This is a genomic window from Vibrio sp. EJY3 (genome assembly GCF_000241385.1).
Taxonomy (GTDB): Bacteria; Pseudomonadota; Gammaproteobacteria; order Enterobacterales; family Vibrionaceae; genus Vibrio; species Vibrio natriegens.
In genome coordinates, this window is record NC_016613.1 from 3,276,061 (window position 1) to 3,292,071 (window position 16,011).

Sequence of the window (16,011 nt, forward strand, 5' to 3'; positions counted from 1 at the left end):
GATTAGACCAGTAAATTGCTGCTAATTGCTATGAATTAGCTATAATCTTGGTCGATTTTTTAAATTTTGCTCGGTTTTAACAAAAAAATCGTGTTGAATTATCGTATATTTGGGAAAATAAACGTTCCACTCACGATAAGGGAAGATAGCAACATAATGTCTGCAAAGTCACGGATTCTTGTTCTAAACGGACCAAACCTTAACCTGTTAGGTCTGCGCGAACCGACACACTATGGTAATAACACCTTAGCACAGATTGTGAACACGCTAACGGAGCAAGCTCACAACGCAGGGGTGGAATTAGAACACCTACAATCAAATCGTGAGTACGAACTGATTGAAGCCATTCATGCCGCGCATGGCAAGATTGACTTCATCATCATCAATCCAGCTGCTTTCACTCATACCAGTGTAGCACTGCGAGATGCATTACTTGGCGTCGCCATCCCATTTATCGAAGTGCACCTATCAAACGTGCACGCACGTGAGCCGTTTCGCCATCACTCATACCTGTCAGATAAGGCAGAAGGGGTGATTTGCGGTCTAGGCGCACAAGGTTATGAATTTGCTCTGTCTGCTGTAATTAACAAACTTCAGACAAAGTAACCCTTACACTCTGCAATCCTACGGGGTTGTCTTAATCACAAGATAAAAGAGAAAGAAAAGATGGATATTCGTAAAATCAAAAAGCTAATCGAGTTAGTTGAAGAGTCTGGCATTGCTGAGCTAGAAATTTCAGAAGGTGAAGAATCAGTACGCATCAGTCGTCACGGCACTGCAGCTGCGCCAGCACCAGTTCACTACGCAGCAGCTCCAGTAGCAGCACCTGCGCCAGTAGCAGCGGCTCCAGTAGCAGAAGCACCAGCAGCTGAAGCTCCAGCAGTACCTGCGGGTCACCAAGTTCTTTCTCCAATGGTTGGTACTTTCTACCGTTCTCCAAGCCCTGACTCGAAAGCATTCGTAGAAGTAGGCCAAAAAGTTAGCGCTGGCGATACTCTATGTATCGTTGAAGCAATGAAGATGATGAACCAAATCGAAGCGGACAAATCTGGCGTTGTTACAGCTATCCTTGTTGAAGACGGCCAACCAGTTGAATTCGACCAACCTCTAGTTGTAATCGAATAAGCGAGGCTTGCCTTATGCTAGACAAAGTAGTCATCGCGAACCGAGGTGAAATCGCACTTCGTATTCTTCGCGCTTGTAAAGAGTTAGGTATTAAGACCGTTGCTGTTCACTCAACAGCTGACCGCGATCTTAAGCACGTACTACTTGCAGATGAAACCGTATGTATCGGTCCTGCTCGTGGTATCGACAGCTACCTAAACATCCCACGTATCATTTCTGCAGCAGAAGTAACGGGTGCAGTAGCTATCCACCCTGGTTACGGCTTCTTGTCAGAAAACGCAGACTTCGCAGAGCAAGTTGAGCGCAGCGGCTTCATCTTTGTTGGTCCAAAAGCAGAAACTATCCGCTTGATGGGCGACAAAGTATCAGCGATCAACGCAATGAAGAAAGCTGGCGTTCCTTGTGTACCAGGTTCTGACGGTCCATTAGACAATGATGAAGATAAAAACAAAGCGTTTGCTAAACGCATTGGTTACCCAGTCATCATCAAAGCGTCAGGCGGCGGCGGCGGTCGTGGTATGCGTGTTGTACGTTCTGAAAAAGAACTAGTACAAGCTATTGCTATGACACGTGCAGAAGCGAAAGCAGCGTTCAACAACGACATGGTTTACATGGAGAAATTCCTGGAAAACCCTCGTCACGTTGAAGTTCAGGTTATTGCTGACGGCCAAGGCGGCGCAATCCACCTAGGTGAGCGTGACTGTTCAATGCAGCGTCGTCACCAGAAAGTTGTGGAAGAAGCACCAGCACCAGGTATCACTGAAGAAATGCGTAAGTACATCGGTGAGCGTTGTACTCGTGCATGTATCGAAATCGGTTACCGCGGTGCAGGTACGTTCGAATTCCTATACGAAAACGGTGAGTTCTACTTCATCGAAATGAACACTCGTATTCAGGTAGAGCACCCAGTAACAGAAATGGTTACAGGTATCGACCTAATCAAAGAGCAGCTACGTGTTGCAGCTGGCCAGCCTCTGTCATTCACTCAGGATGATATTAAGATCCGCGGCCATGCGATTGAGTGTCGTATCAACGCAGAAGACCCAGAGCGCTTCCTACCATCTCCAGGTAAGATTGAGCGTTTCCACTCTCCAGGTGGCATGGGCGTACGTTGGGAATCGCACATCTACACCGGTTACTCAGTACCACCTCATTATGATTCAATGATTGGTAAACTGATCACTTACGGTGAGAACCGTGATGTAGCGATTGCACGTATGAAGAACGCACTTGGTGAGATGATCATCGAAGGCATCAAAACTAACGTGCCTCTGCAAGTTTCAATCATGAATGATGAGAACTTCCAGCACGGTGGTGCCAACATTCATTACCTAGAGAAGAAACTAGGTCTGCAATAAGCCTTAGTTGAACTCCTGAAAAATGCCCACATCTGTGGGCATTTTTGTTTTGTACAAAGTCTATACCCAAATAACCTCGAGATGCTTGGTTCAGCGAGAATGACTTGGCTCTCAGACGCGGCAACGATTTGAAGATCTAGTGGTACTAAATCAAAAATCGTTAACAAAGGCTGTGAGTCAAGACAACTCGCCCTTCGGGAGCGTGTCACTGACACAATTTCTGCGTCAAATAACTTGGAAAGTGCTTGCTATTCCGCTGCATTATTTTCCTTGAACTAGTATCAGTGACAACGCTCTGAATCCTGCATCTTGAAGTCATTTGGGTATATACTCAAACAAATCGCAGAGTTCTGGTAAACTCTGCGCCACTTCATTTACTGTAAGAGCAAAAACCAATGCCTTGGATTCAAATCAAACTCAACGCGACCAATGAAAACGCTGAGCAAATCGGCGACATGCTAATGGAAGAGACTGGAGCGCTGTCTGTAACTTTCCTAGACGCGCAAGATACGCCTGTATTCGAACCTCTTCCTGGCGAAACTCGCTTATGGGGCGATACTGACATTCTGGCACTGTACGATGCAGAAGCCGATACCAACTTCATCATCGACCAAATCAAAGCAAGTAACATGCTTGCAGACAATTTTGCTTATAAAGTAGAACAGCTGGAAGACAAAGACTGGGAACGTGAGTGGATGGAAAACTTCCACCCAATGAAATTTGGTGAGCGCCTATGGATTTGTCCTAGCTGGCGTGACGTTCCTGAGCCAGACGCAGTAAACGTTATGCTTGATCCTGGCCTCGCATTCGGTACAGGTACTCACCCAACGACAGCACTTTGTCTGGAATGGCTAGAAGGTCTGGACCTGACGGGTAAGACAGTTATCGACTTCGGCTGTGGCTCTGGCATTCTGGCGATCGCTGCGATCAAACTAGGCGCAGAGAAAGTCATCGGGATCGACATTGATCCTCAAGCTCTACAAGCCTCTCGCGACAACGCAGAGCGTAACGGCGTTGCCGATCAACTTGAAGTTTACTTACCACAAAATCAACCTGAAGGCCTGCTCGCTGATGTGGTCGTTGCCAATATTCTAGCCGGTCCTTTACGTGAACTTGCTCCTGTCATTAAAGGTCTGGTGAAGCCAAATGGTGACCTTGCGATGTCGGGCGTTTTAGATACCCAAGCAGAAGATGTGGCTAACTACTACCGTGATGAGCTTCACATAGATCCTATCGTTGAGCAAAAAGAGTGGTGTCGCATCTCTGGTCGTAAGCAAGGCTAGACAAGGATTTGACGGCTAATTGTTTGAAATTCATACAATTTACAAAAACAATTTGTAAATGCTCAAATATTAGTCTTTTCACGCAGTAAAAAAATGCGTAAAATGCGCGCCCTTGCTGGTACAGAACTGTGATGACGTTTTGAGAATCGGAAACTATCAACTTAAGAACAATCTAATCGTAGCCCCTATGGCTGGTGTAACGGATAGACCGTTTCGCGAGTTGTGTCTTCGTTATGGTGCGGGAATGGCCGTCAGTGAAATGATGTCTGCCAACCCAAAGCTATGGAAAACGTCGAAGTCGAAACAGCGCATGGTGCATGAAGGCGAATCGGGCATTCGCTCTGTACAGATTGCCGGTTCCGATCCACAGCTTATGGCGGATGCAGCTCAATTTAGTGTTGAAAACGGTGCGCAAATCATCGACATCAACATGGGTTGCCCAGCAAAGAAAGTGAATAAGAAGCTAGCGGGCTCTGCACTGCTTCAGTACCCAAACATTATCGAAGAGATTTTGAAAGCGGTAGTGAATGCTGTTGACGTTCCTGTAACGTTGAAGACCCGAACTGGCTGGGATACAGAAAACAAAAACTGTCTCCAAATCGCTAAATTAGCCGAAGACTGCGGCATACAGGCTCTTGCACTACACGGTAGAACAAAAGCATGTATGTACAAAGGTGAGGCCGAATACGACAGCATTAAAGCGGTAAAAGAGGCTATTTCAATTCCGGTTATCGCGAACGGTGATATCGATAGCCCGGAGAAAGCCAAATTTGTACTGGAGTACACCGGTGCGGACGCTTTAATGATTGGACGCCCTGCCCAAGGTCGTCCTTGGATTTTCCAGGAAATCCATCACTATTTGGAAAACGGCACCACGATGGATGAGCTTCCTGTAGAGGAAGTGAAAACCATTATGCTTGGCCATGTGAATGCTCTGCATGAATTTTATGGAGAGTACTTAGGCCCACGTATCGCGCGTAAGCACGTTGGTTGGTACCTAAAAGAGCATGAGCAAGCGAGTGAGTTTCGCCGTACCTTCAACGCTATCGATGCAGCCCCGCTGCAAATAGAGGCGTTAGAAGGTTATTTTGATAACGTTGCATCATAATTAAGAGAAGAGCTAGACCGAATATGTTCGAACAAAATCTGACTTCAGAAGCATTAACAGTAACTACAGTAACGTCACAAGACCAGATTACTCAAAAGCCTTTACGTGACTCTGTTAAAGCATCTCTTAAAAACTACCTTGCTCAACTAAACGGCCAGGAAGTAACAGAGCTATACGAATTAGTTCTAGCTGAAGTTGAACAGCCACTACTAGATACCATCATGCAATACACTCGCGGTAACCAAACTCGCGCAGCAACTATGATGGGTATCAACCGCGGTACTCTTCGCAAGAAACTTAAAAAATACGGCATGAACTAAGACCGTAATTAAAAATTGTTATAGAACAAGCCGCTACCTTTTTGGGTCGCGGCTTTTCTTTATCTGCCAGATAGAAACATTTCACATTAGCCTCTCAGGCGTGGATAGCCTCGAGATACATAAGCTCTCGATAACGAGTGCTTAAAAATAAAGACTCAACTCTTGCAAAGCCATCATGCTATTTATGTTGGCCATTCAATGCCCCTCCCCAACTGTGCTTAATAGCAAGTTCACTCATGCGACTAGCCTGCCCTTGCTCATTTCAACGAGCGACACTCACGCCCCCAAATTGCCAAGTTTCTTAATGTGAGCATGCCTAGCCTGTCCCAGAAAAGGTATTGCACGTGCTATTCCAGCTAGCCATTTAATGTACTGTTGTTTTCTACCCACCGGAGAGCAAATATCACACTTTCCTCATAGAAGATAGCGTTGTAGGGAAACAGCCATAAGTTGCTTGAATGTTATTTTAACCCCATCGCGTAATCTTGTTCTTAGCTATTGATTAGTTTTACCCCCTTGATTAAACTCCGCATCATATTATAAATATCAATAAGTTGTCTTCTAGGTATAATGCGTGCAAATAATTAAGGCATCCAATAATAAGCTTACAAGGCAAGGTTGTCGGTCGAATACCGTTCAAGGTCCATATACAAGCACAGCGATATCAAAGTTGTTAATCGTTGGCTGTTGTCTATTACTGGCTTCCTGTGCAACCAGTAAACCCACAAACACATCTGAGTACCAGGCTATTCAAGCACAAGTCGAAGAATTGAGAGATCGTCTTGATCAACAAAATACGGAGTGGGAGCAATACCGCCCAGGCATTAACCGGTTGGCCGCGTTGGAGTCGGACTTTAAAAATCTGATTGGCCAGTTGGATAAAATGGCTTCCTCTACTCCTAAGCCAGCGCCAAATAAGATCCTCCCTGAAGTAAAAGATCATAAGTTGATGGCAATGGCCGATGCAGGCGATAAAGCAATCAAGGCTTCAGCTAAGAAAGAGAAAGACGCTCAGCCTAAAACCCAACAATATGCATTACAAGTTGGCACCTATAGATGGCTTCAATATATCGAGTCAAATAAAAGGAAACTGGTGAAGAAGTCGCCTGAACTTCTGTCAGACAAACGCTTTTATCTAACACCCGTTTATATCGGGCCAAAAAAGGAGAGGCTTTATCGTCTACTTGCCGGCCCTGTAAAGGACAAGGTGACAGCACAAGCATTGTGTCGGCAACTTAAGACCGACGGGCTGGACTGTATGGTGAGGCCGCTGACCGGCAAGCCTTTGTCTGATGAACAAAATATCGCGTATATGAAGTAAATCAACCGGCGTAAGTATGTGCTGACAGTAAGGTTAAAGGATAGCTGATTGGTTAACCCTGCCCCTACGCTTATTGGCCGTGCTTAAACGATACGCCCACGTCTATTGGTTTAGTAAGTTCTCTTGATTGAATAATCTAACGGTGGCACTGAGCCGCCCGCTTATCTTGGAAACAAAAGGAGTTAACATTGAAAAATAACAAAAAACTGGCTTATGCCGCACTGGCCGTATTTGCCAGCTCTGCCTACGCTGAGGGCGTAGCACCTGAGTTTAACGGCAAGGGAACAGCATCGGTCGAGGTCAGAAATACTCTGGATATCGTCGAAACGGCTTCGCTTAACTTCGGCACCATCGCGGCAGTAGCTGGTAGCGATAATACAAATGTCGCCACACTGGTATTAGATCCCAGCACTGGTGAGGTGACAGCAACAGCTGCTGCTGATTCCGGCAGCATCACCCCAATTGACAAAACCAATGTATCGCCAGGTACCTTTACGGTGAGCAACGCGGCTAGGTATACCAACCTGAATATCACGTTGCCGAAAGATGCTGATACTATCGAGTTGAAAATGGAAAACGCAGCGCCGGAATCACTGAAGTTTACCCTAGGTAAATTTACAGCTTATGCCAATGATCAAGCGGTTGAGTTAGATAGTGCTACTGGTGCAGGAAAAGCCAGAACAGATGAGAACGGCAACCTGGTATTACTGGTAGGTGCAACCTTGAACACCCAAAAAGCGGGAGATGCTTCTTATGACGATGCTGTATACAGCGGTACATATGACTTGACCATTAAATACTAAAGCAAAGGAGCGAGCCGGCTTACCGGCTTGCCTCTGTTAAATTAACCAGTTCAATAGTTTATTGGAAAAGTCATGTGTAACCGCTTGTTATCGGCGCTGGCAATATGTCTGCTCGCCGGGGGAGCCTGGGCTGGGGAGATCACTCAGGTTAAGCCGCTTGACTTCGGGGTTATTGCACTGCGCAACAACGACAATATCTATAACTACCAGATTAACCCGGACGGCTCACGAAAGTATGACACCAATATCGTGGTTATTGAGCAAGGTCACCCGGCCGAGTTTCTGCTTTCCGGTTTTCAGGCAGGCAGTTACCTCCATATCACGACCAGTCTGCCGGAGGGTGCCAAAAGCCTGAGCCACGGCGGCAACGCTGGTAGCCGCTTCACCATTAAGCAATTAAACGTCAAGCCCTGGGTCAGAACAAACACTAAGGGCGAGGCGCGGGTATGGGTTGGCGCTACCCTGGCCACCTCAGGTACAGGCTACTACCTGGACGCCAAATACACTAATCCCCATATAACTCTACATATCACCCATTAATAAAGTTTAGGAATTCCATGCTGTTGATAATTAGCAGAAAAACCCTGTCCCTGCTCGCCACCTTGCTGCTGCCAGTTTTACTTGCCAGCAACGCCAGCGCCAGCCTTTTGATCTCGCCGACCCGATTAAGCTTTGCCGAGAGAGAACGCAGTTCTAAGGTCTTTTTGATGAATACCAGCAGCGAGACCAAGACCTACCGACTGGAGTTTCAGCAGCAAAAGCAATTACCCGACGGCCGCTACCAGGCGCTAAGCGAGGAAGAGTTAGCCAGCTTTAATATTGCCAGCAGCATGCTGAGATTTAGCCCCAGACAGGTAACGCTCGGCCCAGGCGAGCGCCAGCAAGTTCGCATCGCGGTGCGCCGACCTAAGGATCTTGCACCCGGGGAGTATCGCTCCCACCTGCTGCTTGCCGCTCTGCCCGGCAATAAGGAACGCAAGCAAACCGAGGGCGTGGGTATTCAGTTAAACCTACGGCTGAGCTTTTCCATTCCGGTGATCATACGTGCCGGCGGCTTGGACGCCACTGCGGAGTTTGGCACGGTGGCGCTCTACCGGGATGCCGGTAGTGCCAAGCCAGATGGGTTAACCTTTGCCCTTAACCGCTCCGGTCTGCACAGCACCTTCGGTAGCCTGAAAGCCTTCTGGCGCTCGTATGACGGTGTCGAAGAGCGCCATGTGGCTACCCTTAACAACGTTGCAGTTTTCCATGAAAACAAACAACGCGTGATTAGTCTGCCCTTTCACGATCCCATTGCGCAGGACGGCACGCTGCGTCTGATTTATGAGGGAGACGACGAGTTCGGAGGCCGAGTTCTGGCAGAGCAACAACTGACCATCAGCGACTACCAATTAGCACCTTAACTTTATGTCCCTGTACCATCCGTGTAAGTGGCTGCTGCTGGGCTTGCTTTGGCCTGTCTGCACGCCCGCTATTGCCCAGTCAGAACTGTTTGAGTTGATCCGAACGATCAACCACAAATATCAGGAACCAGATTTTGGACTGATGCCTGCCGACGCTCCAACGACAGATGATGGTCGGGGCATCGCCGATGGTGAAGAGCTGATACTGGAGGTGCGCATCGACGATCTGGTGATCGGCGATCTGTTTGCCATCAAGCATAAAGATAGCGCCCTTATCGCCTTTGGCCAATTTGTCGATCTTTTAGATTTCGCCATTGAGCTGGACAACGAAACATCGGCGGCCGCTGGCTGGTATATCAATGAGGACCAGAGCTTTAGCCTGAACCTGCCCGAAAAGGATGGTGAGCAAACTGCCGCCGACAGTCAGGCTAAAGCCGAGGCAAACGGGGTTACCTACCATCTGCCGGCCTCACACTTTCAGATCCTGCCGGACGACCTCTATATTCATGCCGACGATCTCGACCGCTGGTTTAATATCAAAATGACATTTGACTTCGGTGCTATGATGTTGGTGCTTAAGCCAGAGCAACCCCTGCCGATCCAGGCAGCTCTGACGCGCAAACAGAGACAAAAAAGCAGGACAAAAACAACCAGCACCAAGCCGGCTTTACCACTACGCAAAAGCGGTCACGAACTGTTGTCCGCGCCCCTGTTGGATATCAGCACCAACGCCACCTATTCAGGAAAAGATGTCAACTTCGGCTATTCTGCCTTGGGTCGCCATGATTTGGGCTTTTTTAGCAGTCAGTATTACCTTGGCGGCGGCTCGGAAAATGAACTGGACTATGCGCGCCTGACGTTGGGAAAAACCTCGCTTGAGGGCGGCCTATTGGGTCCCGTAAACGCTACCCAATACCGCTTTGGCGATGTTGTACCAGTAGCCGGTGCCAGCGGCCAGGAACGGGGAATGAGTTTTAGCAACAGGCCACTGACGGGCAATACCGAGTTAGACACTCTGGATTTGCAGGGAGATATTCAGCCCGGCTGGGATGTAGAGCTTTACCGTAATGATGTACTGATAAATGCGCTGACCGCCGGGCCAGATGGTCGCTATGTGTTTAACGATATAGAGCTGCTCTACGGCAACAACACCCTTAGACTGATCTTTTACGGCCCGCAAGGCCAGATCCGGGAAAAGACCAAGCAGGTGCTAGTAGACAGCCGCACGGTAGAAAAGCAGCACTATTTCGATCTCTCCCTTACCCAGCCCGGCAGTCTGTTTCTCAACGAGCCAGCCGCCAATACTGCTGACTGGCATCTGGCAGGCAAGTATAGCAAAAGCCTTAGCGACAAATTGTTGTTAGATGCAACCTTTTCCAAGGTGGAAAGACATAACGCAGCTTACTCTTTAGACGCTAGTTTTTCCCTGTTTGACCGCCTGCTGATGCAGGCCGGAGTTGACAACAACGGTGCCTACCGGATGGGGGGGAAAACCTTTTTGGGCAAACATGCACTGAATTTCTCGCACAATGCTGATGATGGTCAGTTTAATGACAATGTGACGCTGGCAGGCTCGCTTTTCCAGGGCCGGCAGACTGCGCTCAACTATGAGCAGGGATTTAGCCGCCGCTATGGCGATATCGACCAACCGAGCTTTTCGCTACAAAACCGTCTCAGCCTCTACCGGCCGTCCTTTTACCTGAGCAACAGCTTTACTTATCAAAGAACCGAGCCTGAGGTGGGTGAGGCAGAGGACTGGCAAAGCGGCAGCGCTTTGTTGCGTAAGCGCTTTTCAGCATTCACCTGGGAGCTGGGGGCTGACTATAGCCTATCGCCCGAAGCCGAGCTAACCCAGCTGGATACCGAGTTCAGTCGCGCCCTCAGCTCCTCCCTTAACAGCGAGTTTGGCATTAACTACTGGCCCCAAACCGAAAGGTATAAAGCGGATATGAGGTTGAACTGGAAAGCCGATACGTTTTATCTGAGCTCTACCCTCTCCTACGATGATCGCGGCGAATGGTTTCTGGGCCTGAACACCCTACTTAGCCTGGGCTGGGATCCTCAGGAAAGTGACCTTTATATAGACCGCCGCCGCCTGGCGCAAAACGGTGCCATCAGTGTGCGCGTATTTCAGGACTTGAACCTAAACGGCCGCTACGATCAAGATGAGCCGCCAGTGGTGGGTGCCAAGGTAAAAGGCACCCAGGTATACCGCAGAGCTTCTACTAATGACAAGGGGATTGCTTTTTTGCGTGGGCTGCCCGCTTATCGCACCACGGATATTGAACTAGAGATAGGAAGTCTGGAGGACCCCTACTGGATGCCCAGTCGCCCCGGAATCTCGATTACACCCAGACCGGGGTTGGTGGAGACCCTGGATATACCTGTGGTCACCACTGGTGAAATCGAAGGTATGGTCTACCTAGAGGATGGTCATGGCGGTGAAAAGCCGGCAGCCTATGCCCCACTTGTCCTGCTGGACGAGCAGGGTAAAGTGGTACAGAGGGGGGAGAGTGAATATGATGGCTTCTACCTCTTTATGAATGTGTTGCCGGGTAAGTTCCGGGTGGAGATCGATAAGCAGTATATCGAGGATAAGAAACTGTATCCGCTTGCGGCCGTCGAGGTAACGATAAAGGGTGATGGCGATGTGTTGCGCGGCAACGATTTCAGTCTTGCTGCCCTGAGCTTCCAGCCAGCGTTTCTGGTTTCATTGGGTGAGTTTAGCTCGGAAACAACCATGAAGGCCTACTGGCACCTGCTCTACCGTTCGCACGCCAATATATTGCCGCAGGCATCTTATTCTAAGGTGGCTAGGGAAGGCAGCGAGCACCTCAGGTTACAACTGGGCACCTACCTGAACAGAGCACAGGCCCAGTCCCAATGCACCCGTCTGCAGGAGCAAGGCATCAACTGCCGGGTTACTACCACAGAGCTCCTATTAGAAAAAAGCTCTTAGCATCGGACACAAATACGCATGACCCCATTCATGGAGATTCGATTTGCCATCCATGGCAAATCGAGTTTGTTTATCGAACCCTGCTCCCTGACCAGTTAATTTTCCGGATTGGTATTACCTGCTCGACCACATGGTTTTTTCATGGATAACTTCCCGCTCAAAACACCCCAAACAATCTCAACAAATACAAGACAATTTTAAAAAAATTCAAAATCGAAACGATCCTTAAGATCCCAGGACATATAGCTTTAGAGTGTGTCGATGTCTGGTTTCAGGACGAAGACAGATTTGGGCAACAAAAAACGACCACACGTTTATGGGCTGACAAAGGAACTCGCCCAAGAGCCGTGAAGCAACAACAATTTGAGTATGCCTATCTGTTCGGTTCCGTTGGTCCCAGCAAAGGAATTGGTGAGGCTATCGTTGTCCCTTGGGTTAGTAAAGACATCATGATAGAGCACTTAAAACAATATCGGCAGTCACAGAAAAGGGACGTCACGCCGTCGTTGTTATGGATGGAGCAGGATGGCATACAGAAGACATTACCAATGACTTTAAGAATGTCAGTGTCATCAAACTTCCACCCTATTCTCCAGAGCTAAACCCTATCGAACAAGTATGGAGTTGGTTGAGGCAACGCTATTTACCCAACCAATCTTTTACTGATTACGACGATATCATCTCCAAAGTCTGCGATGCATGGAATCATTTTTTGGATAGCTCCAAAAGAGTCACCAAAATGTGCTCGAGAAGATGGATAAACCTGACCAGTTAATTTTCCAGATTGGTATAAGTGGTATAAGGGCTTGTTGAAGTTGCCTGAACTCGTCGACTGTCTTCAACGCATGAAGACATTTTTCAGGACAGTGTAGAAATGAAAAAAGCCTCGCTATTTCTAGCGAGGCTTCTTAATAGTGGCGGAGAGATAGGGATTTGAACCCTAGATACGCTATTAACGTATGCCGGTTTTCAAGACCGGTGCTTTCAACCACTCAGCCATCTCTCCACAAATTGTCATCTTCAGATTAGTACACTGATGATGTTGTTACATGTTTCCACAGGTAACGATATTTAAAGCCTGGCGATGTCCTACTCTCACATGGGGAAACCCCACACTACCATCGGCGCTATTTCGTTTCACTTCTGAGTTCGGAATGGAAGTCAGGTGGGTCCAAAACGCTATGGTCGCCAAGCAAATTCTTTAATTCGGAAAGCTGTTTTTTAATTCTCGTTCTTACACATTCAATGTTCTTACATTGAGTCCATCAAAACCCCTTGGGTGTTGTATGGTTAAGCCTCACGGGCAATTAGTACAGGTTAGCTCAACGCCTCACAACGCTTACACACCCTGCCTATCAACGTCGTAGTCTACGACAACCCTTTAGGATACTTAAAGTATCAGGGAGAACTCATCTCAAGGCTCGCTTCCCGCTTAGATGCTTTCAGCGGTTATCGATCCCGAACTTAGCTACCGGGCAATGCGTCTGGCGACACAACCCGAACACCAGAGGTTCGTCCACTCCGGTCCTCTCGTACTAGGAGCAGCCCCTTTCAATTCTCCAACGCCCACGGCAGATAGGGACCGAACTGTCTCACGACGTTCTAAACCCAGCTCGCGTACCACTTTAAATGGCGAACAGCCATACCCTTGGGACCGACTTCAGCCCCAGGATGTGATGAGCCGACATCGAGGTGCCAAACACCGCCGTCGATATGAACTCTTGGGCGGTATCAGCCTGTTATCCCCGGAGTACCTTTTATCCGTTGAGCGATGGCCCTTCCATTCAGAACCACCGGATCACTATGACCTGCTTTCGCACCTGCTCGAATTGTCATTCTCGCAGTCAAGCGGGCTTATGCCATTGCACTAACCTCACGATGTCCAACCGTGATTAGCCCACCTTCGTGCTCCTCCGTTACGCTTTGGGAGGAGACCGCCCCAGTCAAACTACCCACCAGGCACTGTCCGCAACCCCGATAAGGGGTCAACGTTAGAACATCAACACTACAAGGGTGGTATTTCAAGGACGGCTCCACAGATACTGGCGTACCTGTTTCAAAGCCTCCCACCTATCCTACACATGTAGGGTCAATGTTCAGTGCCAAGCTGTAGTAAAGGTTCACGGGGTCTTTCCGTCTAGCCGCGGGTACACTGCATCTTCACAGCGATTTCAATTTCACTGAGTCTCGGGTGGAGACAGCGTGGCCATCATTACGCCATTCGTGCAGGTCGGAACTTACCCGACAAGGAATTTCGCTACCTTAGGACCGTTATAGTTACGGCCGCCGTTTACCGGGGCTTCGATCAAGAGCTTCGACCGAAGTCTAACCCCATCAATTAACCTTCCGGCACCGGGCAGGCGTCACACCGTATACGTCATCTTACGATTTTGCACAGTGCTGTGTTTTTAATAAACAGTTGCAGCCACCTGGTATCTGCGACTCTCAATAGCTCCATCCGCAAGGGACTTCACCGTCGAGAGCGTACCTTCTCCCGAAGTTACGGTACCATTTTGCCTAGTTCCTTCACCCGAGTTCTCTCAAGCGCCTTGGTATTCTCTACCCGACCACCTGTGTCGGTTTGGGGTACGATTCCTTACAATCTGAAGCTTAGAGGCTTTTCCTGGAAGCATGGCATCAATGACTTCACTACCGTAGTAGCTCGACGTCGTGTCTCAGCCTTAAAAAGAGCCGGATTTACCTAACTCTCAAGCCTACGCACTTGAACCTGGACAACCGTCGCCAGGCCCACCTAGCCTTCTCCGTCCCCCCATCGCAATTGTAAGAAGTACGGGAATATTAACCCGTTTCCCATCGACTACGCCTTTCGGCCTCGCCTTAGGGGTCGACTTACCCTGCCCCGATTAACGTTGGACAGGAACCCTTGGTCTTCCGGCGAGGAGGTTTTTCACCCCCTTTATCGTTACTCATGTCAGCATTCGCACTTCTGATACGTCCAGCATGCGTTACCACACACCTTCAACCGCTTACAGAACGCTCCCCTACCCAATGCACAAAAGTGCATTGCCGCAGCTTCGGTTTACTACTTAGCCCCGTTACATCTTCCGCGCAGGCCGACTCGACCAGTGAGCTATTACGCTTTCTTTAAATGATGGCTGCTTCTAAGCCAACATCCTGGCTGTCTGAGCCTTCCCACATCGTTTCCCACTTAGTAGTAATTTGGGACCTTAGCTGGCGGTCTGGGTTGTTTCCCTCTCCACGACGGACGTTAGCACCCGCCGTGTGTCTCCCGGATAGTACTTACTGGTATTCGGAGTTTGCAAAGGGTTGGTAAGTCGGGATGACCCCCTAGCCTTAACAGTGCTCTACCCCCAGTAGTATTCGTCCGAGGCGCTACCTAAATAGCTTTCGGGGAGAACCAGCTATCTCCAGGTTTGATTGGCCTTTCACCCCTAGCCACAAGTCATCCGCTAATTTTTCAACATTAGTCGGTTCGGTCCTCCAGTTGATGTTACTCAACCTTCAACCTGCCCATGGCTAGATCACCTGGTTTCGGGTCTATATCCAGAGACTGAACGCCCAGTTAAGACTCGGTTTCCCTACGGCTCCCCTAGATGGTTAACCTTGCCACTGAATATAAGTCGCTGACCCATTATACAAAAGGTACGCAGTCACAGGACAAAGCCTGCTCCTACTGCTTGTACGTACACGGTTTCAGGTTCTATTTCACTCCCCTCACAGGGGTTCTTTTCGCCTTTCCCTCACGGTACTGGTTCACTATCGGTCAGTCAGTAGTATTTAGCCTTGGAGGATGGTCCCCCCATATTCAGACAGGATATCACGTGTCCCGCCCTACTCGATTTCACTGAACACACATCGTCAACTACGGGACTATCACCCTGTATCGTCGGCCTTTCCAGACCGTTCGTCTAACATGTGTAAAGCTTAAGGGCTAGTCCAATTTCGCTCGCCGCTACTTTCGGAATCTCGGTTGATTTCTTTTCCTCGGGGTACTTAGATGTTTCAGTTCCCCCGGTTCGCCTCCTGTTGCTATGTATTCACAACAGGATACTTACTTATGTAAGTGGGTTTCCCCATTCGGAAATCCCAGACTCAAGTGGCTTTTACTGCCTAATCTGGGCTTATCGCAAGTTAATACGTCCTTCATCGCCTCTGACTGCCAAGGCATCCACCGTGTACGCTTAGTCACTTAACCATACAACCCGAAGGAGTTTCGAATTGATGTTAAACAACCAAAGTTGTCTCTCATTATTTGAATGAGCGAGAGACATTAGTTTGTTTCCGCTTTAAAAAGCAGAGCCAAACTACGATTTTGCCGGACTCAAATTCCAAGAACACTTGAATGTGTT

General features: G+C 48.6%; 11 protein-coding genes, 1 tRNA gene, 2 rRNA genes and 1 pseudogene. 12 read left to right on the top strand and 3 right to left on the bottom strand.

Translation table 11 applies throughout. From position 1 onward, the window contains the following. Positions 1-156 precede the first annotated feature (156 nt). From aroQ to VEJY3_RS25995, 12 genes and pseudogenes are all read left to right on the top strand, one after another. Positions 157-606: a type II 3-dehydroquinate dehydratase gene (gene aroQ / locus VEJY3_RS14865; RefSeq protein ID WP_014233259.1), complete on the top strand. Its 450-nt coding sequence runs from the start codon at positions 157-159 to the stop codon at positions 604-606. 60 nt (positions 607-666) lie between these two features. Further along, positions 667-1,125, top strand: a complete 459-nt coding sequence (gene accB, locus VEJY3_RS14870) for an acetyl-CoA carboxylase biotin carboxyl carrier protein (RefSeq protein ID WP_014233260.1) — start codon at positions 667-669, stop codon at positions 1,123-1,125. 14 nt (positions 1,126-1,139) lie between these two features. Next, complete coding sequence (gene accC, locus VEJY3_RS14875) at positions 1,140-2,483, top strand: acetyl-CoA carboxylase biotin carboxylase subunit (protein ID WP_014233261.1); 1,344 nt, start codon at positions 1,140-1,142, stop codon at positions 2,481-2,483. A 395-nt stretch (positions 2,484-2,878) separates the two neighbouring features. Then, the gene (gene prmA / locus VEJY3_RS14880; protein ID WP_014233262.1) at positions 2,879-3,766 is read left to right on the top strand and encodes a 50S ribosomal protein L11 methyltransferase; all 888 of its coding nucleotides are present in this window, start codon (positions 2,879-2,881) and stop codon (positions 3,764-3,766) included. A 139-nt stretch (positions 3,767-3,905) separates the two neighbouring features. Beyond that, entirely contained in the window at positions 3,906-4,874 is a 969-nt protein-coding gene (gene dusB / locus VEJY3_RS14885) for a tRNA dihydrouridine synthase DusB (protein ID WP_014233263.1), read from the top strand. A gap of 23 nt (positions 4,875-4,897) precedes the next feature. Beyond that, positions 4,898-5,194 carry a DNA-binding transcriptional regulator Fis gene (fis, locus tag VEJY3_RS14890; protein ID WP_000462885.1) on the top strand — a complete coding sequence of 99 codons (297 nt, stop codon included), beginning with the start codon at positions 4,898-4,900 and terminating at the stop codon, positions 5,192-5,194. 574 nt (positions 5,195-5,768) lie between these two features. After that, positions 5,769-6,515 carry an SPOR domain-containing protein gene (locus VEJY3_RS14895; RefSeq protein WP_014233264.1) on the top strand — a complete coding sequence of 249 codons (747 nt, stop codon included), beginning with the start codon at positions 5,769-5,771 and terminating at the stop codon, positions 6,513-6,515. Between the two features lie 188 nt (positions 6,516-6,703). Beyond that, complete coding sequence (locus VEJY3_RS14900; protein ID WP_014233265.1) at positions 6,704-7,318, top strand: DUF4402 domain-containing protein; 615 nt, start codon at positions 6,704-6,706, stop codon at positions 7,316-7,318. A 72-nt stretch (positions 7,319-7,390) separates the two neighbouring features. After that, the gene (locus tag VEJY3_RS14905; RefSeq protein ID WP_014233266.1) at positions 7,391-7,858 is read left to right on the top strand and encodes a DUF4402 domain-containing protein; all 468 of its coding nucleotides are present in this window, start codon (positions 7,391-7,393) and stop codon (positions 7,856-7,858) included. Positions 7,859-7,875: 17 nt separating this feature from the next. Then, the gene (locus VEJY3_RS14910) at positions 7,876-8,721 is read left to right on the top strand and encodes a molecular chaperone (RefSeq protein WP_014233267.1); all 846 of its coding nucleotides are present in this window, start codon (positions 7,876-7,878) and stop codon (positions 8,719-8,721) included. A 4-nt stretch (positions 8,722-8,725) separates the two neighbouring features. Beyond that, positions 8,726-11,680 (top strand): collagen binding domain-containing protein, encoded by a 2,955-nt coding sequence (locus tag VEJY3_RS14915; RefSeq protein ID WP_237708166.1) that lies wholly within the window; start codon positions 8,726-8,728, stop codon positions 11,678-11,680. Positions 11,681-11,792: 112 nt separating this feature from the next. Continuing rightward, positions 11,793-12,455, top strand: a pseudogene (locus VEJY3_RS25995) (IS630 family transposase); the annotation flags it as partial. Between the two features lie 140 nt (positions 12,456-12,595). Here the strand turns inward: VEJY3_RS25995 and VEJY3_RS14925 are convergent. From VEJY3_RS14925 to VEJY3_RS14935, 3 genes are all read right to left on the bottom strand, one after another. Next, positions 12,596-12,686: transfer RNA gene (locus VEJY3_RS14925), tRNA-Ser, on the bottom strand. 70 nt (positions 12,687-12,756) lie between these two features. Then, positions 12,757-12,873 (bottom strand): 5S ribosomal RNA (gene rrf, locus VEJY3_RS14930). Positions 12,874-12,966: 93 nt separating this feature from the next. Then, positions 12,967-15,857: ribosomal RNA gene (locus tag VEJY3_RS14935) — 23S ribosomal RNA — on the bottom strand. Between the last annotated feature and the right edge of the window lie 154 nt (positions 15,858-16,011).